This is a genomic window from Thioalkalicoccus limnaeus, from assembly GCF_041197575.1.
Classification (GTDB): domain Bacteria; phylum Pseudomonadota; class Gammaproteobacteria; order Chromatiales; family Chromatiaceae; genus Thioalkalicoccus; species Thioalkalicoccus limnaeus.
The window spans coordinates 136,516-160,165 of sequence record NZ_JBDKXB010000002.1 but is presented as its reverse complement, the minus strand read 5'-3'; the positions used below and the strand labels follow the sequence as shown (position 1 = coordinate 160,165).

21 protein-coding genes are annotated in these 23,650 nt (G+C 64.9%); 10 read left to right on the top strand and 11 right to left on the bottom strand.

What is annotated here, in order from left to right; genetic code table 11:
* Window positions 1–438: 438 nt before the first annotated feature.
* The 5 genes from ABC977_RS02320 (at window position 439) to ABC977_RS02300 (ending at window position 5,624) form a co-directional block, all read left to right on the top strand.
* Window positions 439–1,005, top strand: coding sequence for an NYN domain-containing protein (locus tag ABC977_RS02320; RefSeq protein WP_369665622.1), 567 nt, complete (start codon window positions 439–441; stop codon window positions 1,003–1,005).
* A gap of 71 nt (window positions 1,006–1,076) precedes the next feature.
* Window positions 1,077–2,624 (top strand): NYN domain-containing protein, encoded by a 1,548-nt coding sequence (locus ABC977_RS02315; RefSeq protein ID WP_369665621.1) that lies wholly within the window; start codon window positions 1,077–1,079, stop codon window positions 2,622–2,624.
* A 223-nt stretch (window positions 2,625–2,847) separates the two neighbouring features.
* Window positions 2,848–3,303, top strand: a complete 456-nt coding sequence (locus tag ABC977_RS02310) for a hypothetical protein (protein WP_369665620.1) — start codon at window positions 2,848–2,850, stop codon at window positions 3,301–3,303.
* Window positions 3,304–3,600: 297 nt separating this feature from the next.
* Window positions 3,601–4,455: an ATP-binding protein gene (locus tag ABC977_RS02305; RefSeq protein ID WP_369665619.1), complete on the top strand. Its 855-nt coding sequence runs from the start codon at window positions 3,601–3,603 to the stop codon at window positions 4,453–4,455.
* A gap of 668 nt (window positions 4,456–5,123) precedes the next feature.
* Entirely contained in the window at window positions 5,124–5,624 is a 501-nt protein-coding gene (locus ABC977_RS02300) for a hypothetical protein (protein ID WP_369665618.1), read from the top strand.
* A gap of 145 nt (window positions 5,625–5,769) precedes the next feature.
* On the opposite strand, the gene ABC977_RS02295 is transcribed toward ABC977_RS02300, so the two are convergent.
* The 6 genes from ABC977_RS02295 to ABC977_RS02270 all read right to left on the bottom strand — a co-directional run bounded on the left by ABC977_RS02295 (window position 5,770) and on the right by ABC977_RS02270 (window position 9,539).
* On the bottom strand, window positions 5,770–5,946 hold the full coding sequence (locus ABC977_RS02295; RefSeq protein WP_369665617.1) for a type II toxin-antitoxin system RelE/ParE family toxin: 177 nt from the start codon (window positions 5,944–5,946) through the stop codon (window positions 5,770–5,772).
* Window positions 5,943–6,200 (bottom strand): CopG family ribbon-helix-helix protein, encoded by a 258-nt coding sequence (locus ABC977_RS02290; protein WP_369665616.1) that lies wholly within the window; start codon window positions 6,198–6,200, stop codon window positions 5,943–5,945. Before ABC977_RS02290 ends, ABC977_RS02295 begins: the two co-directional genes overlap by 4 nt.
* Window positions 6,201–6,718: 518 nt before the next feature.
* Window positions 6,719–7,006 (bottom strand): type II toxin-antitoxin system RelE/ParE family toxin, encoded by a 288-nt coding sequence (locus ABC977_RS02285; protein WP_369665615.1) that lies wholly within the window; start codon window positions 7,004–7,006, stop codon window positions 6,719–6,721.
* Window positions 7,003–7,269 (bottom strand): CopG family ribbon-helix-helix protein, encoded by a 267-nt coding sequence (locus ABC977_RS02280; protein ID WP_369665614.1) that lies wholly within the window; start codon window positions 7,267–7,269, stop codon window positions 7,003–7,005. Before ABC977_RS02280 ends, ABC977_RS02285 begins: the two co-directional genes overlap by 4 nt.
* Window positions 7,270–7,419: 150 nt before the next feature.
* Window positions 7,420–8,067 (bottom strand): cytochrome b/b6 domain-containing protein, encoded by a 648-nt coding sequence (locus ABC977_RS02275; RefSeq protein ID WP_369665613.1) that lies wholly within the window; start codon window positions 8,065–8,067, stop codon window positions 7,420–7,422.
* Window positions 8,064–9,539, bottom strand: coding sequence for a tetrathionate reductase family octaheme c-type cytochrome (locus ABC977_RS02270; RefSeq protein ID WP_369665612.1), 1,476 nt, complete (start codon window positions 9,537–9,539; stop codon window positions 8,064–8,066). The genes ABC977_RS02275 and ABC977_RS02270 overlap by 4 nt, the downstream gene beginning before the upstream one ends.
* Here ABC977_RS02270 and ABC977_RS02265 point away from each other — a divergent pair.
* Together ABC977_RS02265 and ABC977_RS18290 are read left to right on the top strand one after the other, a co-directional pair.
* Window positions 9,486–10,166 carry a 3'-5' exonuclease gene (locus ABC977_RS02265; protein ID WP_369665611.1) on the top strand — a complete coding sequence of 227 codons (681 nt, stop codon included), beginning with the start codon at window positions 9,486–9,488 and terminating at the stop codon, window positions 10,164–10,166. The genes ABC977_RS02270 and ABC977_RS02265 overlap by 54 nt on opposite strands.
* Window positions 10,148–10,474: a hypothetical protein gene (locus tag ABC977_RS18290; RefSeq protein ID WP_439849141.1), complete on the top strand. Its 327-nt coding sequence runs from the start codon at window positions 10,148–10,150 to the stop codon at window positions 10,472–10,474. Before ABC977_RS02265 ends, ABC977_RS18290 begins: the two co-directional genes overlap by 19 nt.
* Here the strand turns inward: ABC977_RS18290 and ABC977_RS02255 are convergent.
* The 4 genes from ABC977_RS02255 to ABC977_RS02240 form a co-directional block, all read right to left on the bottom strand.
* On the bottom strand, window positions 10,456–12,351 hold the full coding sequence (locus ABC977_RS02255) for a propionyl-CoA synthetase (protein WP_369665610.1): 1,896 nt from the start codon (window positions 12,349–12,351) through the stop codon (window positions 10,456–10,458). The genes ABC977_RS18290 and ABC977_RS02255 overlap by 19 nt on opposite strands.
* Before the next feature lie 313 nt (window positions 12,352–12,664).
* Complete coding sequence (locus tag ABC977_RS02250) at window positions 12,665–13,636, bottom strand: acetyltransferase (RefSeq protein ID WP_369665609.1); 972 nt, start codon at window positions 13,634–13,636, stop codon at window positions 12,665–12,667.
* A gap of 246 nt (window positions 13,637–13,882) precedes the next feature.
* On the bottom strand, window positions 13,883–17,113 hold the full coding sequence (locus ABC977_RS02245; RefSeq protein WP_369665608.1) for an efflux RND transporter permease subunit: 3,231 nt from the start codon (window positions 17,111–17,113) through the stop codon (window positions 13,883–13,885).
* On the bottom strand, window positions 17,110–18,156 hold the full coding sequence (locus tag ABC977_RS02240; RefSeq protein WP_369665607.1) for an efflux RND transporter periplasmic adaptor subunit: 1,047 nt from the start codon (window positions 18,154–18,156) through the stop codon (window positions 17,110–17,112). Before ABC977_RS02240 ends, ABC977_RS02245 begins: the two co-directional genes overlap by 4 nt.
* 194 nt (window positions 18,157–18,350) lie before the next feature.
* Between ABC977_RS02240 and ABC977_RS02235 the strand changes: the two genes are divergently transcribed.
* A complete protein-coding gene (locus ABC977_RS02235) occupies window positions 18,351–19,265 on the top strand; it encodes a PfkB family carbohydrate kinase (protein WP_369665606.1) in 915 nt (304 codons plus the stop codon).
* A gap of 276 nt (window positions 19,266–19,541) precedes the next feature.
* On the opposite strand, the gene polA is transcribed toward ABC977_RS02235, so the two are convergent.
* A complete protein-coding gene (polA, locus tag ABC977_RS02230; RefSeq protein ID WP_369665605.1) occupies window positions 19,542–22,241 on the bottom strand; it encodes a DNA polymerase I in 2,700 nt (899 codons plus the stop codon).
* Window positions 22,242–22,453: 212 nt separating this feature from the next.
* Between polA and rlmH the strand changes: the two genes are divergently transcribed.
* Together rlmH and ABC977_RS02220 are read left to right on the top strand one after the other, a co-directional pair.
* Complete coding sequence (gene rlmH, locus ABC977_RS02225) at window positions 22,454–22,924, top strand: 23S rRNA (pseudouridine(1915)-N(3))-methyltransferase RlmH (RefSeq protein ID WP_369665604.1); 471 nt, start codon at window positions 22,454–22,456, stop codon at window positions 22,922–22,924.
* Window positions 22,925–22,934: 10 nt separating this feature from the next.
* Complete coding sequence (locus ABC977_RS02220) at window positions 22,935–23,576, top strand: Maf family protein (RefSeq protein ID WP_369665603.1); 642 nt, start codon at window positions 22,935–22,937, stop codon at window positions 23,574–23,576.
* The last annotated feature ends 74 nt before the right edge of the window (window positions 23,577–23,650 follow it).

Genomic DNA, 23,650 nt, shown 5'->3' with positions numbered 1-23,650 from the left:
CGGATTGGTGGTCAGGATCGGGCGGTCTTGCAGCGTTGTTGTTTACGCCCGCTCTTGGCGCTGGAACGGCGCCATCAGGTCATCGCGCACCTGGTCAGCCCTCAAGCGTGGCTACCGCGATGGCCAATCCGGTCTCGGGTGGTTAAGACCGCAATCGCTCAGGTCCGGACGTTCAGCCGGTGTCAGTGCCTGACGTCGACCCTGGTCCGGAAGCGGACGACATCGCCGTCCCCGTGACTTCACAAAATGAAGTCATATCACGATGTGACAACAAAAAATAGCCGAAATGGCTTCAAAAAGTGTTGCGCGTCTTCGGCAGGCCAGGTAAAATTCGAGCATCTCACCTGCAGACCTCTTAACCGTCGCAGATGGGTGGTCTCGGACGCTTTAGTTCAGACCGTACGACAAAAACTTAATTACCGGAGAAAGCATATGCTTATGTCCCCTGAGTTCGCAGCCCACCCCCATTCAGTGCCGGCCCAAAGCCTCTCCGGCCTGTATTACCTCGACTTTTCCAACATCTTAGGCGGTGCAAACGAGGTCGCGAAGACGCGCTATCACCGCGACATCGAACTGCGCCTGCACCTGGCTGAAATGCGAAATCTAGGCCGCCGCCAAAACGAACCCCTCAGGCAAATCCGAGCCACCTGCGTGATCCCGGCTAGAATGCCTCTTGTTCCGGTCGTCGGTGCCGCGGAAAGAGCCGGTTGGAAAGTCAATCCAGTTGAAGTCGCTCCTAACGGCGCCGAGAAGGAGGCGGACACAACCCTCGTGTCCGAGATGGCGATGTCCCCGCTGCTGCCCGGAGTTTCACCCAAAACGACGACAGTAACGCTGTTCTCAGGTGATCGCGACTTTCGCCACGTTGTCAAGCAGCTTAAGGCACTGGGCTTTCTCGTCATAGTCATGGCTTGGAACCACAGCACGTCACATCGCCTACGTGAAGCGGCGTCCTTGTTCGTCCCGCTGGATTCGTATTTCGACCGCATCACCTACCTCGCATAATGCGGACGGTTCCGCGGCCAGCCAGCGGTTGGCTGGCCGTTGCACGCCACATCGATCCCGCTAGGTGACCCATGAGTACGTTCGCGCCACCAACACCACACACCAATCGTCCTGAATCACAGGGACGCAAGACCCTGACGCTACGTATCTCTTCCGACGAGCATCGAATCATCGAGCAGGCGGCAAAAACGAAGGGTGTCTCTCTAAACGAATACATTTGTGAAGCCGCAGTAGCGGTCGCACGGGGAGATCGTTCACTATTCGTTGGTGTCGATGCGCCTCGTCCGAACGTGACTATCTTGGTTGATCTCGACGCTTTCGCGTCCCGGGACTCGCTCGATGTTGACGCCATCTTAAAATTCAGCAGTAGCTTCGGTCGCATCGTACAACGTAGCAGTTTTTCGACTTTGTCCAGAGAAATCGCTTCACAGCTCGAAAATCTTCTAAACCACCTGTTTAAACATGAGGTGCTGCCTGATCGTGATGCGTTGCGCATCACGATAATTGCGGATGCTCTCAAAATTCTCGGTGCGAAAACCGCGACGGTTTTCCTGATCGTGACCGCCGATGAAAGTTTTGCGTATGCCACGAGCTTGCTGAAACAGCACGGCGCGCACGTCGTTGGTGTCGGTGTTCCTGGCACTGTGGACTTTAACCCAACCTTTGTCCGCGAGTTCGATGACTTCCTGAAATATGACCAGATCGACTCTCCGCGGAAGTCCGAAGAGCTGTTCAATCTACGCCGCGAGTGCGTAGAAACCCTAGTGCTCATCGTTCGCGATTTCGAAAACCGCGGAGCTAAAGCAGTCGGGGCGACCATCGTTCCCATATTGCGCACAATGCATCCGACGCTCTCTCTCGCCCAACTCGAGTTTCGCAACTGGAGGGAGCTTGCCGAGCTTGCGCGCGAGGAAGGTTTGGTCAGTATCGCGCCCTCTGGTCAGGACTTCTTTATCGAACTCACGTCATCTGGCCGTGCGGCAGCAGCGCAACTCGAGTCAGCTAAAGCCGCCCCCACAAACAAAACCGCCGTGCTCATCAATGTCGTGAAAGACCGCATTGGCATCGATCTGCCTGACCAAAACACCAGACTCAAAATCTTCATGGCGACCGAGTCGATCCTCAAACGACTCGTTAGTCCAGATGGTAAGCACGGCCATGAAATCCCGCTCGTGGATCTGAGCAACATGATTGTCGATCACCTTTCCTCTGTACGCGATCGACATCGCCCGCTAGCACCTAACTCGCCTTCTGAAGTTGATCAAAACACCGCATACCGGCTCATCAAAGGGCTTTGCCTTGCGGGAGCATTGCACGCTAGGCCCAGCCCTGACAACGAAAAAAATCCGCTAATTCTGGGCCCGAATTCCGACGCCCTTAGCCTTGACAACGCATTCTTTCTTAGCTTTGACGATGCTTTCTTGTTGAACCTCACACGCTTGATTACCAGCCGATTCCCCGGCGAGATCGCACCAGAAGACCTGTCGGATTTGTACTTCGGTTCGCCGAAGCACGCAGAGAAGGCTGGAATTTTATTGGACATCGCATCCGATCAGCATCGGTTGGATAATAAGTCGCATCTCAAAGAGGACTTATTGCAGCTAAAATCTGCAACATAAGGGGACCTTGAAAAATTGCCATCTGGGTAATTTTTCAAGACGCGAAGCGAAAATACGATTTCCGCTTCGCTGCATTTTCAATCGCTTAGGCGGCTGAAAATGGCGGGGCATCCTTGCCCCGCGCGGGCACCTTAAATTTTTTCAAGGTGCCCATAAGGGTCGGCGGAGGCCGCTGGCTCCAATCACCACGGACGATCTGACGCTTATTTAGCAGGAATCGACTATGAAAGACCAAAACAAAACCCACGAACTCGCAATCAGTATCAAGACGTTAAACCACGAAATTCGGCTCCTCCAGTCAGAGTACGCCGAGGCACCTTCCTTTAGCTGGTCGAAACGGATGAAGGTGGGCATCGCAGAAGAAATCGTGCGACTCGAAGCTCGCAGAGCAGATTATGTAAGACAACTCGCGAGGCTCAAAGGCGATTTACGATCAATTCGGCAGACCGGGATGCATCCGCCAAAACAGACCCGGCAGAAACAGCCCATACAGGCTAGTGGATCAATGCGCAAGGTCGACCTTCAGCGCCGAATCGACGAACTCTATACCGAGATCGAAGCCATCGGAAAGCAGATAGCAAGCATGCCCTACACCGAGCAACGCAAACAGCGGATTCAGGAACACCAGCATCTCATCCGTGAACGTCGCCGGCTCATCTGGCAGATAAGCGCCGCGTAGAAGCCCCAGGCAGGCAAGCCGTTTCTGGCCAACCGCCAGAGCGGCTCCTATCGTGGCACATTATCACGTACGTGCGTTAATGACTTTCGCGCAGACTGGCAGATCGGCAAGGTCCGGGGTAGGTGTCGACTAGGTTTTTAAGGCAGCGCTCGTCGACGCCGTCGAAAAAATGTCAGCGACCGTAATGGGTCGTAACCTGCCGCCATCTAGCCCCGACCAACCACCACACACCTTCCAGAAGTCTCTAGCACGGCCTATCCTTGCCTCTCACAGAGCCACAAGGACGCCGGATGCCGCATGGATAGCCAAGCCAATGAAGACCTCACCCTCGTCGGCCGCGAGGCCCTGATCGATCAGGTCGTCCGGGAGATCAAGAAGGGCAAGCATGTGGTGCTGACCGGTCCGGTCGGGATCGGCAAGTCGGCGGTGTTGCGCGCGGCCTTGAAGCGCATCGAGCCGCGCCGCTCGGAGTGGCGGCAGTTCGACACGGTGGCCCGCGATGCCGGGGCGCCGGATGCGGAGCCGGTGGAGGCCCCCGAGGAGCCGGCGGCGGCGCCCGGCCGGCGTGGCCCGGTCCTGGTCTATCTCTCCGAGCACCAGGCCAAGGGCCAGTTCGTGCAGATGGCCCGGCGCCTGATCGAGACCGGGATCCTGAAGCCCTCGGCGTTGGATCTGGCGAAGAAGTACGACGCGATGGCCCCGCGCGCGATCGAGTGGTCGAGCATCCGCCGGCATGTCAATCGCCTGAGCATCCGTGACCTGACCGCGGCCATCATCCCGGCGATTTACGCCTATCCCGGGTCGGTGCTGATCGCGGTCGATGACATGACGAGCCTGACGCCGACCCAGCAGGCCTTTTGGCTCGCGGTCTTCGAGCATGCGCAGGTGGCGACCTGCGCGAGCGACCGCAAGCATAGCCTGCGCAAGCTGTGGTGGAAGATGAAGCCGATCGCGGTGCCGCCGCTCGAGGTCGAGGCGGCGCGGGCGATCGTGCGTGATGCCATTGCCCGGACCGGGCTCTTGATCGAGGCCCCGGGGGAGGTCGAGGCGGCGCGGGCGATCGTGCGTGATGCCATTGCCCGGACCGGGCTCTTGATCGAGGCGCCGGGGGAGGTGGAGGCGGTGCCGGCGGCGTTGCGGCGGTATTTGTGATGATATCCGGTCGGACTAGCTGGACTCGAGCCTGTCGCATTTCCAGACGCTGATCAGGACGCGGGAGCCACTTCGTGTGTCGCGTCGCAGCCCGCTGGCGGAGCGGCCGGGCGGTCCCTTACGTCCCCAAACCGATCGCACCGTGTCGAGTGCCTTGCAAATTTTTTCTCATGGGCTAGTTTTAATAGCCTACCTCCATGCTGAGAGTTTTCCGATCCGTAAACAATAAGAATCAAGCCTTCCCTAGCTAGCCTCGGCGCGCCATCGGCGGCCGAGGCTAGCGTCAGCAAGACGCCAGCAGGCAAGGGCACGCTCGTGCGCACCCCTGTTCCAAACGATCACTGGACGGTCGCTATGGCCCCTTCGAAGCTTTCCAGCTTAGCTTGTCAGCAGAGCATCGCTGTCCGCAGTGCGCCTCGCGCTCTGTGGGGCATGGCACGCTCCATCCCTGCGGCATCGACAAGACATCGTGCCTTCATCTCTTCGCTGCCCTTGTCATGGCGCCCCGTCCTTCGTCCGCTCATGCGGATAGGTATGTGGGCACCATGAAAGATTCTCGCTCACCCTTTTTCTGGGCTTTAGAGGAGCTAGTGTTATCGAGTTACTGTAGGCGAAGCTGCGCCGAGTCATCCGACATCGGTATTTCAAAATTTGCTGGAGTTACCCCTATGCAGATCTTCCGTTGCTCGTCGTTTGCCGCTGCGGCCGCTGCTGCTGCGTTGGCAGTCACCGTTCTTGCGCCGAAACCGGCCGAGGCCCAATCTGCCGCCTGCGTGAATCTTCTGGTCGGCGCTGGCTATGCCGCCTGGATGGGGGTGGAGTTCGCAGGCACCTATCACTGGTCGTCCAGTTTCCCGATCGGCCAGCACCGCTGCATCAAGTTGCCGGTCAAGGATATGGTCGATGGCAATACCTATCGGGTGGTGGTCTCGGCCGTTCTGGGCTCGAGCAAGGTCCCATGCACGCCAGAACCGTCGCCCTACTCGTCCTCGAACACGTCCTCTGTCGTGTACAACGCTTGGGGGACGACGTTGAACGTGCATTGCGAGATGCCGAGCGCCGAGACCACGGCCGTCGTCGAGGGCGTCGACATCACCCCAAGCGAGGCCGGCCTGAAGGCGCTGGAGAAGCACAAGACCGAAGGGGAGTTGCCACCGCCCACCGAATAGAGCTGGCACCAACTAAGCTGCGCGCCGCCCTGTCGGGGCGGGTGCGTCGCACACGGGTGGTCGTGGTCATGGTGGTCTCCTGTCGTGATCGATGACAGGAGCCATTGTCCGCATCGCGCGCTGGTGGATGAAGAACGCCAGCCGGTTACCGGTTACGCTCCTGAACCTCCTTGCCCAGCGCGGGCTGGTCCCGAAGCAAGCGGATTGTGCGCGTCAGGCGCTTGCTAACGCGAGCGGCTGCCGCCGGGTCGTGCTCGGCGATGAAATGGCGCAGACGCCGCAGATCCCGTGTGGCGCTTGCCGTGAACTGGAGCCGCTTCAACGAGACGGCTCACGCTCGTTCTTGGAGCCCCAGCTATCGATCCAGGCGAGCACCTCGTCGCCGTCGACCACTTGCCCGGCATCCAACTCGGACAGGGCCTCCCGCGTTTCCTCGTCACGACGCTGCCGTAGCTCCTCGCGCTCCAGGTACTCGCGCACGGCGTCGTTGATGATCCAGCCCTTGGAGCGGCGCAGGCGTGTCGCCGTGGTATCGAGCCGCTGAAGCAGCTCGTCCGGCATCCGGACACTGGTCATCCCCATGTCTCAGAACCTCTATTTTCTATAATGCACAGCATTATAGGTCGAACGCTGTTCCGTTGTTGGACCTCATGATGAGCACTGTCATGTCCCAGATGTGCCGAGGCCTGAGTCGTCTGCCGACATTCGCTAGTTGGTCGCTGAATGGGCGTACCACAAATTTGTACATAACCCCTCTTCTCCCTCCCCTCCCCCACTGCCTCGAGCCGCGCCAAGCCTGCCTCATAGCTCGGCACCAACTCGCTGCGCCGCCCTCCCCTCCTCGACCTGAGCCCGTCCCAGCGGCGCACCAGCGTCCAGTCCCCAAGCAGGTCTATCGAGGGTTGCAAGAGTCATCGCAGACGGCTCGCTGCGACACGCTGCAAGGACGTCCGTGTCAGCTCGACGGCGGGATCCCTCCCGCCAACGGTCGCCGCGACCCGCCTCCGATGACTTTCGGGACGATTGATATGACCAGCTCCGCCTCGTAGTACGGGGCCTTCTCATGATGCACCTAGCGGGGCATGGGCCGCGGCCTAATGAAAGCGCTCGGGCCAGCGGCGCGCCGCGTGGTGGACGCGCAGCAGCTCCAGGCGATCGCCCCGGATCTGGTAGGGCAAGATGTAGGGGGCGCCTTGGGTCACCAGCTCGCGGGTACCGGCGACGCGGCCGGGACGGCCGAGCAGCGGGTTGGCGCGCAGCAGCGCGACGCCCTCCTTGATCCGCGCTTGAAGAGCGCGAGCGGCCGGCGGATTGTTGGGCGCCAGATGGAGGTAGATCTCGCAGAGGTCCTGCCGGGCCTCGGGCGCCCAGAGGACCTTCATGGGCCGGCGCGGCGCTTCTGTGCCTGCTCCTCGATCAGGGTATCCAGCTCGGCCATCAAGTCCTCATGGGGGATGCCCTCACCGCGCTCCAGCGAGGCGCGGGCCTGCGCGATGCCTTCGGCGTAGCGGGCCTGCTGCGCCAGGTATTGCTTCAGGGCGTCCTCGATGACCCAGTTGCGCGAGCGGTCGAGGGCGTGCGCGAGCGCGGCGAGCTGATCGAGGATCTCGGTCTCGGTGCGGATGGTGATGGACTTGGATGACATGCCTTGCACGCAGACTGATATCAGATGCGCTCATTCTTAGCACTTGGGTGGCCTCGGCGCCAGATGCAAAACCTGCACGCCATCAGAAAACCCCGCAGAGGGGAGGGATGGATGCGACTGGAGGGACCCCCTCGGCCAGTTCCGGCCTGGTCAGGATCCCGCCTCGCCGGCGCCCTGTCCGGGATCTGACGTGGAACCGCGGGTGTCCTTGTAGCCGGTCACCATCGCCTTGAGGTAAGCATACCAGGGGTCCCCGGTCGTCGCCGCCATGCAGATGTGCCCGATCGCGAAGACCATCAGCGCGAAGGTGGCGGCGACATGAGTCCAGGCGACCCAGGCGAGTGGCAACCAGTCGCCGAGCACGGTCGTCTTCCAGGTCGCGAAGAATAGCAGCAGGAGGCCGGAGATCCACAGGGCCGGCGCGATGGCGGCCTTGAACCCGAGATACGCGAGCCTCTGCAACGGGTTGTGCTTTGCCGCCGCGGTCGACACGAAGGGTTTCGGTTCGCCGGAGAAGATCCCATACGCATAATAGCCGACGATCGCGAGCAGGCCGCGATGCGTCGGCACGTACTGGCGCCATTCGCCGGTGACCAGATGCCAGAAGATCGTGAAGGCCCAGAGTCCGATCAGCGACCAGGCCAGCAGGATATGCATCTCGAGTGCCGTGCCGTAGCCGATCAGCCGGTGGGTGCCGTGGAGGGCGAGCCCGGTATACAAGAGGCCGAAGATCAGCACGGCCTGCGACCAGTGCCAGAAGCGCTCGTAGAGTGTGAAGAGTCGAACCTTGTCGGTCATCCCGTGCTCTCCTGGGCGCTGCGGCGCCGGTACGCAAGGTATCGGGCCAGGCCGTGGCCGGCTACGGCCAGGAACGTCAGGGCGACGGCCCACCATCCGATGGACTCGATCAGCGGATGCCGGTCACGGCCTGGAACATAGCCGGTGACGAGATCATCGAGCAGCCCATGCCGGCGGTGGCAGGCCCCGCAGCGGATCGCGTCTTCGGCCGGGGCCACCATGTGGCTGACAGGCCAGTACATCCGAGTGTCGACGAAACCGAACTCGCCGCTGTAGGTCGCGTCGCTCTGGCCCACGCGCCGGGCCTCGGCCATTCCGGCATGCAGCGCCTTGTCCCAGTCGTAACCGCGCCAATAGGCGGTCTCATCCGGGCCGAACAGGCGAGCGACCAGCAGGGTTTGATGCCGGGTATCGTAGGGCTGGCGCCCGTCGATGATCTTGAAAGGCCAGATGCGGGCGCCGGGATCGGTCGCATCGCCCTCAGGTCGATTGATGGCAACGGTCGCATCGGGATCGATCGCGTCGCCGAGCAGCGTGTAACGCATGGTTCCGTTGAACCAGCGGTATTCGGGCCGGAGATTCTCGGCCCAGCGCAGGTCGCCTTTCATGCCGTCGTAGACAACGAGCCCGTCCCGTTCCTCGACGATCGGGCGGCCCGCGTCGTCGCGGCGCCCGGCCGTGGACCAATCCCATGGCGTTTTGGTCGGTCGCCCACCGCGGGCCATGGTCGGGATGTGGCAGGTCTGACACGCGGTGACCTCGACGTGCTCGTTCAGCTTGTCGTGGACGCCTGGGCGATGCGGGGCGGTCCCATGGCAGGATTCGCAGGCCAGACGGTCGCTGTCGCGGCCCGGAACGGCGATGCCCGACATCGGCTTGGCCGTGACCTGGTAACGGCTGCCCTCCTGAACATGGCCCGAGAACTCGTGGCAGGTCGAGCACTGGAAATTGCGCCCATCTGGCGGCATGTGTACATCCAGCGCTCGCGTCGGCGCCGACAGGGATCCGTCGAGATCACCGTGCTTGACGGCGTCTCCGCCTCCGCCTTCGAAATGGCAAGCGCCGCAGGTCGCGCGGCTCGTCGGCCCAACATGCTGGGCGACCTCGACGAGATCGGGCGCGCGAAAGAGGTCACCGCGAAACGGGGTGTCCTCGTACGGTGGGTGGCCCGCGCCGATCGGGAACTTCACATAGGTTCCGGTCGTATCGTGACAGACCAGGCAGTCGACGAGGTCCTCGGCGGTGAAGTCGAAGTCGCCGTCCGACCATCCGTAACCGGCATGGCACGCACTGCACCGCTGGTAGCTGCCGGCGATGCCGAGACAGAGGTTGTTGAGCGCGAACCGTTTGCCGAGGATTCGGTACGTCGCCGATTTCCCGCGGGCAGCACCCGCTAGCCCGCAACCAGGAGGTCCCCTGTGGAATCCGTCGTGGTCATCGACTTCGAGACAACGGGGCTGTCGCCGGATCACGGCGATCGCGCGACCGAGATCGCCGCGGTCTTGATCCGCGATGGTCAGATCGTCGCGCAGTACCAGAGCCTGATGAATGCCGGTCGGCGCATCCCAGCCTTCATCACGCAGCTGACCGGGATCACCGACGCCATGGTGCGCGCGGCCCCACCGGCCAGCCAGGTCATGGCCGAGGTCGCGGACTTCGTCGGCGACCATCCGCTGATTGCCCACAATGCGTCCTTCGATCGCCGCTTCTGGGAAGCCGAGCTGCGACGGATCGATCGGTGCCCCGCGCAACCCTTCGCCTGCTCGATGCTCCTCGCCCGGCGTCTGCTGCCCGAGGCGCCGAATCACAAGCTCGGCACCCTCGTCGAATACGCGCGACTGCCGGTCACCGGCCGCTATCACCGCGCGCAGGCGGATGCCGAGATGGCGGCCCATCTGACGCTGTACCTGGAACAGCACCTGATCGAGCGGTTTCGGCTCGCGGCGGTCACGCATCCGCTGCTCGCGGAGATCCAGCGGACCCCGAAAGGCCGGCTGGAGACCAGCCTGCGGCGCTACGCGTCGGGCCACGCCGGATCAGCGACCGCGGCCGGGCATGGCCGAGGTGGGCGCAAGAATTCGTGGTCCGAGCGATCCTGACCGGCCTTCCGCCGCAGCGCCTGTCGTCTCACGCGGGCGAGTCCAACCCGGCGACAAACGCCCTGACGCGCGCCCTGGCCGAGCGGCCGACGCCGGCCTATCTAGCCGCGGCCAAGGCCGGTGGTACCCACGCCAACGACGCCTATCGGGCCGAGTTCCTCTACCAGAACCTGATGATCGAGGCCAACGTCATCCACGGCGCCTGGCGTCATGTGCTGCGCTGCGCCGCCCCGCGCCCACCGCGCGCGACGGCTTGCCGAATCCGGGATAGCAGCCGTCGCGCCGGGGTTCATCGACCTTTGGCGTAGCCGATCGCTGACAGAGCCTCCTCGATCTCGCCGAGGATCGCCGGATCGTCGATCGTCGCCGGCATTCCGTACTCCTGGGCGTCGGCGATCTTCTTCATCGTGCCGCGAAGGATCTTGCCGGAGCGGGTCTTGGGCAGGCGTTCGACGATCGTGACGTGCTTGAAGGCGGCAACCGGGCCGATCTGGTCGCGCACCAACGCGATCAACTCCTTCGTGATCGCGGCTGGGTCGCGGGCCACGCCGGCCTTCAAAACGACGAGGCCGACCGGCAGCTCGCCCTTGAGTTCATCGGCCGCGCCGATGACGGCGCATTCGGCGACGTCCGGATGCGACGCCAGGACCCCTTCCATGCCACCGGTCGACAGGCGATGGCCTGCGACATTGATGATGTCGTCGATACGGCTCATCACGAAGATGTAGCCATCCTCGTCCATGTAGCCAGCATCACCGGTCAAATAGTGGCCGTCCTGCGCCGACAGATAGGACTCGACGAAGCGCTGATCGTTGCCCCACAGTGTCGGCAGGCAGCCGGGTGGCATCGGGAGCTTGATCATGATGCGCCCGATGTCGCCACGGGCGACCTGATGGCCGGCCTCGTCAAGCACCTGGACATCATAGCCGGGCACCGCGACGGTCGGGGAACCGGGCTTGATCGGCAAGGACTCGATACCGAGGCAGTTGGCCGCAATCGCCCAACCGGTTTCGGTCTGCCACCAGTGGTCGATGACCGGGACCTTCAGGATCTGTTCGGCCCATTTCAGCGTGTCGGGATCGCAACGCTCCCCGGCGAGAAACAAGGCCCGGAGACAGCCCAGATCGTAGTTGGCCAACAGCGCGGCGTTGGGGTCCGCGCGCTTGATCGCACGGAACGCGGTCGGGGCCGTGAAGAGAACCGACACGCCGTGTTCCTGGATGACCCGCCAGAAGGCGCCGGCATCCGGCGTGCCGATCGGTTTGCCCTCGTAGATGATCGTCGTGCACCCGGTGAGCAGGGGGCCATAGACGATGTAGGAGTGCCCGACCACCCAGCCGACGTCGGAGGCCGCCCAATAGACCTCACCCGGCTTGACGCCGTAGACGTTGGCCATGCTCCAGCACATGGCCACGGCGTGACCGCCATGATCGCGGACGACGCCTTTCGGCTGACCGGTGGTCCCGGACGTGTAGAGGACATAGAGGGGATCGGTCGCGGCGACCGGCACGCAGTCGGCCGGCGAAGCCGCCGCGACGGCCTCGGCCCAACCGAGATCGCGACCTGGTATCAGGGTGCCGGGCTCTTGCGGCCGTTGCAGGATAATGCACCGTTCGGGCTTATGGGCGGCGAGTTCGATCGCCTCGTCGAGCAGCGGCTTGTAGTGCACGACGCGATTCGGCTCGATCCCGCAGGAACCGGCGACCATGACCTTGGGTTTGGCATCGTCGATCCGGGTCGCCAACTCGCGCGACGAAAAGCCGCCGAAGACCACCGAATGGATGGCGCCGATCCGCGCGCACGCGAGCATCGCAATCGCCGCCTCCGGCACCATCGGCATGTAAACGATGACCCGGTCACCCTTGACGACGCCCTGGTCGCGCAGGGCCCCGGCAAAATGCGCGACCCGGTCCTTCAATTCCGCGTAGGTGATGCTTTCCTTGGTACCTGTGACTGGGCTGTCGTGGATGATCGCGGGCTGGTCGCCGCGACCGGCCGCCACATGCCGATCGACGGCGTTGAAGCAGGTGTTGAGCTCGGCCCCGGCAAACCAGCGATAGAAGGGCGGGTTCGTCGTATCGAGCACCCGATCCCACGGTCGGTCCCAATCGACGAGTCGCGCGGCCTCGCCCCAGAAACCCTCCGGATCACGCATCGCACGCTCGTATACAGCCTGATAACCCATTGATCTCTCCTCGGTTGTTGTGGTGAGTAGCGGGCAACCACAGGCGCTGGTCGAGTGGTGATCACGAGCGCCGATGCCCCGCCACGCGAGCTTGGTTGGGTGTCGTGCAACATTAGCCGGACCGCGGCGGCTTGGCAAAAGCGGGCTCCAGCGCGCCGCGCCATTCACGGGCACATCACCTGATCAACGACGTTGCCTGCGCCGCCGAAAACCTCTTCGCGCGCGCCGATCGAGCGGACCGTCGCTGTTTTGCCGTTTCGACCTGACCCGGAATCGTCACGGACGCGGGGCACGACGGATCGGACGGCGGATCCTATCCGGAACCTCCCTCGGTGAAGGACTCTAGGAACCGGGCGACGAAGTCGTCATAGTCGGTCTCGGACAGGCGATTGATTCCGGCCGCACCCTGGCGTCCGCCACCGGTCGAGAACTGGCGGCACAACGCATCGGCGCCGACGCGCCGCGCGAGCGGCGCCCGCACGCTGACCACGAACCCCCCGTCGGGCCGTTCCGTCAACAGGGCGTGGGCACGCTCCGGCGCGGCCTGGGTCAAATCATTGGCCAGCACCCCGCTGATACGCCGGGCCCAGGGTTCGGCCGGCAATCGGTAGATGCCATGGTTATCGCTCAGATGCTCCGGGACCAGCTCTCGCGCCCGCGCCATGTCATCGGCGAAGCCACCGCGCAGCACCGCGAAGGCCTCGTCCTCGGCGACGAAGTCGAGCGGATCGACGAATCCTTGCATGCGCCGGTACAGCAGGTCGGGGGCGAAGAAGAGATCCTCGATCGTCTCGCCGTAGCCGTTGTAATTCAGGTAGGTCCCGAGCTCGCGCAGGCGCGCCAGCGCCGCCTCGCCGAGGTTCAACGAGGTCGCGAGTCGGCGGGCGACGGCATCGAGCCCATCGCCGAAGGCCCCGACCAGCGCCCAGGTGCGGCATCGGCCAGCCAGGTCGGCGTCGACGAGCAGGCTCGTACACTGGTCGGACGCCGTCTCGATGCGCGCGACGAGGGCCGGGTGGGACGGGATTTCGCCGGGAAAGTGATGATCGTAGTAGTCGATCCGGACACCGCTTTCGAGCAACTGAACCAGCGGCTCACGGTTCTTGTCGAGCGAGACATCCAGCACGGTCACCGCATCGCCGGCCTGCGCCGGGACCCGCTCGAGCAGCGCGATGTCGCGTTTGACGCCGGTCACCAGGACCGCGTCGCGAGGCTCGACCAAGCGCAACTGATGCAAGGCACAAAGGCCATCGGCATCGCCGTTGAAGACATCGTAGTAGGTCATGGACCGCCTCCACGAACAGACTCATCGCCCCGCATCGCAGGGCGCCGAATCCGAGCATCGTAACGCGCGGCGGCCTTGGTCGAAAGGATTTCGCGATATCGATGGCGGCGCCGCGACCGTAGGCACCGCCGCGGAGCCGTTCTTCGAGGCGCGACGGCGAGGTCATTCTCGCCAGCGCCACGCCCACCCCGTCGAGACAATGCCGATCGCGACGATCCCATCCCGAATCACGTCCGATCCCTCGCCTCAGCCGGTCGACTGCCGGATCCAGGCGATGCGCTTGTGCATGACGCCGTAGTAGACGACCGGGATCACGACCAGCGTCAGCAGCGTCGAGACGAACAGGCCAAACAGCAGCGCCACGGCGAGCCCCGAAAAGATCGGATCGTCGATGATGAAGAGCGCGCCGGCCATCGCCGCCAGGCCCGTCAGCACGATCGGTTTGGCCCGCACTGCGGCCGAGCGGATCACCGCCTCCTCGAACGGCCGCCCGGCGCGGACCTCCTGATTGATGAAGTCGACGAGCAGGATCGAGTTGCGCACGATGATGCCGGCCAGCGCGATCATCCCGATCATCGAGGTGGCCGTGAACTGGGCGCCGAGCAGCGCATGACCGGGCAGGATGCCGATGATCGTCAACGGGATCGGCGCCATGATGATCAAGGGTACCAGGTAGCTGCGGAACTGGGCGACGACCAGCAGGTAAATCAGGATCAGCCCGACGCCATAGGCCAGGCCCATGTCGCGGAAGGTCTCGTAGGTGACCTGCCATTCGCCATCCCACTTGATGCTGAAGTCGTATGGATCGAGCGGCGCCTGTATGAACCATTGAGAGCGCTCGAGTTCGCCGTCGATCCGCGCCGACAGCGTCAACAACCCGTACAGCGGGCTGTCGGTGCGGCCGGCCATGTCGCCGGTGACATAGACGACCGGCCGCAGGTCCTTGTGGAAGATACTGTGCTCGCGGGTCGTCTCGATCAGCGTGACCACCTCGGACAGAGGCACCAGGGCACCGCTGTCGGCGCGCACCCGCAGGGCCAGGACCTGTTCGAGATCGGCCTTGTCGGCCTCCGTGTATTCGATGCGAATCGGGATCGCGTATTTGACACTGGCGCCATGGAGGTGGGTGACGTCCTGGCCGTCGAGCACGGCGGCCAGGGCCTCGGCGATCGCCCCCTGGGTCACGCCCAAGCGCGCTGCCTTCGCGCGGTCGACGACGACCAGCTGCTTGGGGCCCGGGTATTCGACCGAATCGGCGACATCGACGATGTCCGGCGTGGTCTCGAACAGCGCGCGCACCTGCCGGGCGACCGCGATCTGGCCCTCGTAGTCCGGGCCGTAGATCTCCGCGACCAGCGGCGCGAGCACCGGTGGTCCCGGCGGCATCTCGACGATCCGGATGCGGCCGCCATGGCCGTCGGCGATTGCGCGCAGCGGTTCGCGAACCGCCTTGGCGATCGTGTGGCTCGAACGGTCGCGCTCGCCGGCCGCGACCAGATTGACTTGGATGTCGCCCTGATGGGCCCCGTCGCGCAGGTAGTACTGGCGCACCAAGCCGTTGAAATTGATCGGCGCCGAGGTGCCGGCGTAGATCTGGTAATCGGCGACCTCGGGGACCTCGGCCAGCTCGCCGCCAAGTTCGCGCAGGACGCGCAAGGTCTGCTCCAGGCTCGTGCCTTCGGGCATGTCGAGCACGACCTGGAACTCGCTCTTGTTGTCGAAGGGCAGCATCTTCATGACCACGACTTTGCTCGTGACCAACAGCAGCGAACCGCCAATCAGCACCAGCAGCCCGGCCAAGAGCAACCAGCGGTTGCGCCGACCACGGCGACCATCCAGGAAGGGTGCGATCAGCCGCTCGAAGAGACGGCCGAGCCGATCCTCGCGATCGGGCACCGACTCCTGATGTGCGACCGCCTGCCCGGCGTGGCGGGCCAGCAGCGCCCGGGCCATCCAAGGCGTGAAGACGAACGCGACGGCCAGCGAGATCAACATGCCGATCGATGCATTGATCGGGATCGGGCTCATATAGGGGCCCATCAGCCCGCTGACGAAGGCCATCGGCAGCAGCGCGGCGATCACGGTGAAGGTCGCCAGGATCGTCGGACCGCCGACCTCGTCGACGGCGACCGGGATCGCCTCGAGCAGGCGTTGCCCGCTGATCGACAGGTGACGGTGGATGTTCTCGACGACGACGATCGCATCGTCGACGAGGATGCCGATCGCGAAGATCAGCGCGAACAACGAGACCCGATTCAACGTAAAGCCCCAGGCCCAGGACGCGAAGAGCGTCAGGGCCAGCGTCACGATCACGGCCGCGCCGACGATCAGCGCCTCGCGCCAGCCGAGCGCGGCGAGCACCAACAGGATCACCGACAGGGTCGCGAAGGTCAGCTTGGTGATCAAGGTCTTGGCCTTCGCGTCGGCGGTCGCGCCGTAGTCGCGCGTGATCTGGACCTCGACCCCATCGGGGATCAAGGTCCCCTGGAGCTGGTCGAAACGCTCGATGACCCGCTCGGCGATGGTCACGGCATTGGTGCCTTTCTGCTTGGCCACCGCCAGCGTCACGGCCGGGATCGCGTCCCCGACCGGCAGGCCGGCCGCCGTGGCGCCGGGACCGGCACCGATGCGCACGGCACTGGTCGGCTGCTCGGGACCTTGATGCACATCGGCGACCTCCCGCAGGAAGACCGGCCGCCCGCCGTGCAGCCCGACAACCAGCTCGCCGATCTCTTCCGGTGTCGTCAGAAAGGTGCCGGCCTGCACCAGGATCTCGTGATTGTTCGCGGTCAGGGTCAGGTTATCGCGGGTCTGGTTGGCGGCCTGGAGCGCGAACCGCAGCTCGCCGAGATCGATGCCGAACCCGGCTAGGGCCTGCGGATCGAGCAGCACCCGCACCACCTGCGCCGGGGCCCCGAGCGTGAAGATGTCGCGCGTACCGGGGATCCGCTTGATCTCCTGCTCCAGGGCATGGGCGACCTGGCCGAGCTCGAAGGCGCCGACGGCCGGGTCGCGCGACCACAGGGTTGCGGTGACGATCGGCACGTCGTCGACCCCTTTCGGCTTGATCAGCGGCTGGCCAACGCCTAAGTTCGGCGGCAGCCAATCCTGGTGCGACATGATCTTGCTGAACAGGCGCACGATCGCCTCGGTGCGGTCCTGACCGACCTGAAATTGGACCGTGATCAGCGCCTGCCCGGGCCGCGCGACCGAATAGACATGTTCGATGCCTTGGATCTCCGACAGGACCTGCGCGGCCGGGCCGGCCACCAGGTGCTCGACCTCGGTCGCCGCGGCCCCCGGAAACGGGATGAAGACATCGGCGAAGGTGACATTGATCTGGGGTTCTTCCTCGCGCGGCGTGATCAGGATCGCGAACAGACCGAGCAGCAGCCCCACCAGCGCCAGCAGCGGTGTAATCGCCGTGCCCTGGAAGCGCTCGGCGATCCGCCCCGACAGCCCAAGCCGCCCGCTCATGGCCGATCTCCAAGGGCCTTGCGGGCCAGGCTCGCGGCGATCGGATCGATGGCGACCTGCTCACCCTCGTCGAGCCCGGCCAGGACCACGAACTGGTCGCCGACCTGGCGCCCGACACGGATCTGGCGGAGGCTGGGCCGGCCGGCCTCATCGACGACGTAGACGCCGGTGACCTCGGAGCGTTGCACCAACGCGGCCTGCGGCACCAGCAGCTCGCGGCGCTCGCCGACGACGAAGCGGGTCTTCACGAACATCCCCGGGAAGAGCCCGGGCAACCCCTCCGGCAACATCAGACGCACTTGAAAGGTGCTCGAGCCCATGTCGGCGAACGGAAAGATCGTGATCCTGGTCGCCTCGATCAGCTCGCCATCGGGCAACTGGATCCGTGCCTGACCGCCGGCGCGCACCGCGGGGATCAGACTCTGAGGCACATCGACGACGACCCGCAACGCATCGAGCGAGATGCCGCTCATCAGCGGCGTACCGGGGCTCGCCATCTCGCCACGGGAGATGTGGCGATGCGTGACCAGCCCCGAATAGGGGGCCCGAATCCGCGTATAGGCCAACTGCTCCTCGGCCTGCTCGAGCCGCGCGGTGGCGGACTCCAGCGCGGCCTCGACGGCCGTCAACTCGGCCGTCGCCGCGTCCATGGCCGACTCGGAGACAGAACGCTTCGCAAAGAGCCCCGCAATGCGCTCGTGCTCGTCTCGTACACGCTCCAGCGTGGCCGTCGCCGAACGCACCTCGGCCGTCGCCTGGCTAACCCGTGCTCGGTGCTCGGTATCGCGCAGCCGCACGAGCAGCGCGCCTTTTTCGACATAGTCGTCGACGTCGTAATGGAGCTCCTCGACCTGCCCCTGGGTCTGAGCCGACACGGTCGACCGGTGGAGCGCCTCGACGACGCCGTCGAGGCGGAACTCGCGCGCGACCACGCGATACTCGGCCGCGGCGGTCGCCAACGGCGGCGGCGCAGACTCGGCGGCAACCGCGCCTGCCAGCGCCAGCGCCAGCGCCAGCAACGGAATGAACCTGAATGATGACATGGGGATCCTGTCAGCCTGTATATTAGATTTCTCTAATGTTAGTCGACGTCCCCAGAACTTCAAGGGCTTTCCGCGGGGATCAGGCCCCGTTTTCGCCACCCGTCAATGGCCAAGCCGTCACCCTGGCCGAACCCTCTGGCACAATGGGCACCCTGATGCCCACAGGATGCTCCCCATGGTGTCGAATGGATGACATGCTGACCCACCCCCGAGGACCGGCCGGTATCGTGCTCGGCGTCGGCATCGCGACGGTCGACATCATCCACGAGGTCGCCGCCTACCCGGCCGAGGACGACGAGATCCGCGCCTTGGCCGAGGACCGCCGGCGCGGCGGCAATGTCGCCAACAGCCTGGTGATCTTGTCCCAGCTCGGCCGACGCTGTCGCTGGGTCGGGACCCTGGCCGACGATGCCGGCGCGGATCTGATCCTCGCCGACCTCGCCCGGTTCGGTGTCGACACAAGTGCCGCCGTCAGGGTCCAGGCCGCCACGACGCCGACCTCGTTCGTGCTGTCGAGCCGCGCCAGCGGCAGCCGCACCATCGTGCACTACCGGGACCTGCCGGAGCTCGATGCCGAGTCCTTCGATCGCGTCTCGCTGGCCGATCTGGCCTGGGTCCATTTCGAAGGGCGCCATCCCGACGCGACCCGCCGCATGATCGAGCGCGTCATGCACGAGGCCCCCGGGTTACCCATATCGCTCGAACTCGAGAAGCCGCGGACCGGGATCGAGGATCTTCTGCGCGGTCCGCGGATCTTGATGGCCAGCCGCCCGTTCGCGATCGCTCAGGGCTTCGACGAGGCCGAACCCTTTCTCGTGGCCCTCGCCGAACGCTCGGATGCGACCTTGATCACGCTGACCTGGGGCGCGCGCGGCGCCTATTTCCTCGACCGCGGCGGGTCGATCGGACGGGTTCCGGCGACCCCACCCAGCCAAGTCGTGGACACCCTCGGCGCCGGCGACGTCTTCAATGCCGGGCTCATCGACGGCCTGTTGCGCGGTCTCAGCGCACCCGCTGCCGTGGAGGCGGCTGTGCGGCTCGCCGGGCGAAAATGCGCCCACCGCGGCCTCGTCGTTCGGCCTGACGCCGAGGACGCAGGGACCGACTGAAATGCGCTGAGGAGACTCCCGAACAATGGCGAACCAGGCTTACGCGGCTGTCGGTTGACCGGCTGTGGGTGCGGGTTCAGCCGCAACACCCTTTGCCCCGACGGCCAAGGCCTTCGTGGCCTTCGTGCGGCTGAAGCCGCACCTACCCCAAACGATGCGGCTGAAGCCGCACCGACACGGGCGTTGCGGCTGAAGGCGCACCTACCCCAAGCGATGCGGTTGAAGCCGCACCGACACCGGGCGTTGCGGCTGAAGCCGCACCTACAACGGGCGCGATCAATGCGCCTCGTCCCAATTGGCCCCGACGCCGATATCGACCAGGAGCGGGACCGCGAGGTCGGCGGCCTGCTGCATCGCCTCGCGGATGCGGGTCGAGGCCTCGGCGACGAACCCCTCGGCGACCTCGAACACCAGTTCATCGTGGACCTGCATGATCAGCCGAAGCGGCGGGGCATCCCGCTCGATCCAGCCGTCGACGACGATCATCGCGCGCTTGATGACGTCGGCCGCGGTGCCTTGCAGCGGCGCGTTGATCGCAGTGCGCTCGGCGCCCGCGCGGCGTCCCTGGTTGCTGTGATCGATGTCGGTCAGGTACAGCCGCCGGCCGAACAGGGTCTCGACGTACTTGTCCCGGCGGGCCTGCGCGCGGGTCCGCTCCATGTAGGCGCGCACTCCCGGGTAGCGTGCGAAGTAGCGGTCGACATATTCTTGTGCGGCGCCGCGATCGATGCCGAGCTGCCGAGCGAGTCCAAAGGCCGACATGCCATAGATCAGACCGAAGTTGATCGCCTTCGCCGAGCGCCGCTGTTCGCCGGTGACCTGCTCCGGAGCGAGCCCCAGGATCTCGGCCGCCGTCGCGCGATGGATATCCTGGCCGGCCGCGAAGGCCGCCAGCAGCCGCTCGTCGCCGGACAGATGGGCCATGATCCGCAGCTCGATCTGCGAATAGTCGGCCGCCAGCAGCCGCCGGCCCGGTTCGGGAACGAAGGCGCGGCGGATCGCCCGCCCCTCGTCGCTGCGGATTGGGATATTCTGCAGGTTCGGGTCGCTCGAGGAGAGGCGCCCGGTCGCTGCAACGGCCTGATGGTAGGAGGTGTGGACGCGGCCGGTGTGCGCGTTGACCATCTGCGGCAACTTGTCCGTGTAGGTCGAACGCAGCTTCGCGAGGCGGCGGTGTTCGAGGATCAACCGTGGTAGCTCATGGCCGTCGTTCGCGAGTTGCTCGAGGACGCCCTCCGAGGTCGAAGGCACGCCGGTCGGGGTCTTGGCGACGACCGGCAGCCCGAGCTCATCGAAGAAGATGGCGCCGATCTGTTTCGGCGACCCGAGATTGAATGGCCGCCCGGCCACCGCATGCGCCTGGCCTTCGAGGGCCTGGATCCGCTCGGCCAAGGCCTGGCTCTGCGCCGCGAGCAGCTCGCGATCGATGCGCACGCCGGCGCGCTCCATCCGCGACAGCACCGGCACCAGCGGCATCTCGATCTCGCGATAAAGGCCGGACAGGCCCGGCAGCGCCTCGATGCGCGGCCACAGCGCCCGATGGAGACTCAAGGTCACCTCGGCGTCCTCGGCCGCGTAATCGCCAGCCTGTTCGAGCGGGATCTGATTGAAGGTCAGCTGCTTGGCGCCCTTGCCCGCGATCGTCTCGAACCGGATGGTATCCCGATCCAGGTATTTCTTGGCCAGCGAGTCCATGTCGTGCCGGGTCGCGGTGCTATCGAGGACATAGCTCTCGAGCATGGTGTCGTGCGCCAGTCCCCGCAGCGCGACCCCATAACGGGCCAGCACGCTCATGTCGTACTTGAGGTTCTGACCGACCTTGGGACGATCGGGATCTTCGAGCAGAGGACGCAGCCGATCGAGCACCCAATTGCGGTCGAGCTGATCCGGCGCACCGGGGTAGTCGTGCGCCAGCGGCACATAGGCCGCTCGCCCGGGCTCGACGGCAAAGGAGACCCCGACGAGTTCCGCGCGCATGTAATCGAGGGCCGTCGTCTCGGTATCGAATGCGAACAAAGGCGCCTGCTCGAGGCGGGTGTACCAGGCCTCGAATGCCGCCTCGGTCAGGATCAGCTCGTAACCCGGCGCCGCGCTGACCGCCGTCGCGTGGGCCAACTCCCCGTCGTCGGGCAGCGTCGCGAGCAGGCGTCTGGCCTCGAGCCGCCGATACCAGTCGCGCAACGCCTTCAGATCCGGCTGGGCCGGTCGCAGATCATCGGGCGACAGATCCAACGACAGATCACGACGCACGCGGGTCAGGTCTCGCGTCAACGGCAGCCGGTCGAGTGCCGCGCGCAGGTTGTCGCCGACCTTGCCCTTGACCTCATCGGCCCGCGCCATCACACCATCCAGATCGCCATAGGCCTGAAGCCACTTGGCAGCGGTCTTGGGCCCGCAATTCGGCACGCCAGGGATGTTGTCGACGTTGTCGCCCGTCAAGGCCAACAGATCGACGATCCGCTCCGGCGGGACGCCGAACTTGGCGCGAACGGCCTCGGGATCCAGTTGGGCACCGCTCATCGTGTTGACGAGCGTGATCCGCTCATCCACCAGCTGAGCCAGGTCCTTGTCACCGGTCGAGATCAGCGTGCGCAGGCCGGCTGCCGCGGCCTGCGTCGCCAGCGTACCGATCACATCGTCGGCCTCGACCCCGGGAACGGCGAGCAATGGCAGGCCCATGGCCCGGACCACCTCGTGCAAGGGTTCGATCTGCGCGCGCAGATCCTCCGGCAACGGCGGTCGGGTGGCCTTGTAGTCGGGGAACAGATCGTCACGGAAGGTCCGGCCCGGCGCATCGAAGACCACCGCGATGCGCTCCGGCTGATAGTCGTCGATCAGCTTGCGCAGCATGTTGAGGACACCGACCAAGGCTCCGGTCGGCTCGCCATGCGAGTTCGAAAGCTTCGGCAGCGCGTGATAGGCGCGGAACAGATACGACGAGCCATCGACCAACACGAGGTCGTAACCTTGGGTCATTGGGCTGGATCCAATACAAGCAAAGCGTAAACGTTATCATAAGGTATCCTATGGCGGCCGGGTCCTGCCTGGTGCCGCCGCGGTCGGACTCGCCGTCAACGCGGCTCTGAAGCAGCGGCGCGGCGCCGCGCACCTGACGAGGAGGCAATATCGAATGACTCGACTGGCCGACCGCCGCCGCTCTGCGAGGCGCGCTCCGGCGCCGTGAACGGATGCGGATCCATCTGCTCGGCGTCGGCCGGCGGATGCCGGATTGGGTGCAGGCCGGCTTCGACGAGTATGCGCGGCGCCTGCCGCCCGAGTGCGCGCTCCGCCTGATCGAGATCGAACCGGCGCACCGCGGCAAGGCGACGTCGACCTCCAAAGCGATCCGCGAAGAAGGCGAACGCCTCTTGAAGGCGGTGCCCAAGGGGGCCGGGATCATCGCGTTGGATCAACGCGGGCGTGCCTGGTCCACCGAACGCCTAGCCGACGAGTTGCGCGGCTGGCTCGCCGGCGGCCGTGATCAGGCACTGTTGGTCGGCGGTGCCGACGGCTTGGCCGAGGACTGCCTGGCCCGTGCCGACCAACATTGGTCGCTGTCGACCCTGACCTTTCCGCACCCGCTGGTGCGGATCCTCGTGGCCGAACAGGTCTACCGGGCCTGGACCCTGGTGCAAGGCCACCCTTATCATCGAGCTTGACGGAGTCGTGATGTCCAGTACCCGACCGCTCTATCTCGCGTCCAGATCACCCCGACGACGTGCCCTGCTCGATCAGATCGGGGTCCGTCACCGAATCGTCGCGGTCGATCTCGACGAGACCCCTCACCCGACGGAATCGCCGACAGACCTCGTGATCCGTCTCGCGCTGGCCAAGGCCCGCGCTGGCCGTTCCGCGATCCTTGCCGCGCCAGCGGCCTACGGGGCCGATGGACCAGAGATCGCGATCTTGGCCGCCGACACCTCGGTCGTAGTCGACTCGCAGATCCTCGGCAAACCGCGCACGCGCGACGAGGGCTTGGCGATGCTGGCCTGCCTGTCCGGGCGTGCCCATCGAGTCGTGACTGGGATCGCGCTGCTCCATGACGGTATCGAACAAACGGCCTCGAGCGACAGCCAAGTCCTGTTTCGCCCGATCACGCCCGCTGAGGCGACCGCTTATTGGGCGACGGGCGAGCCCTGCGACAAGGCCGGCGCCTATGCGATTCAGGGACTCGGGGCCTTGTTCGTCACGCAGATCGTCGGCAGCTATTCGGGCGTCATGGGCCTACCGCTGTTCGAAACGGCCCAACTACTGACCACCGCAGGCTTCGATCCCCTCGTGGCAGCGGGCGACGCGACGCCATGCGCCTGACCGGCGGCGGCCAGTCCGCATCGGGGCGGGCAAAGCGGGCCGTCCGAGGCTTCGACCAGCATCTGGAACCACGA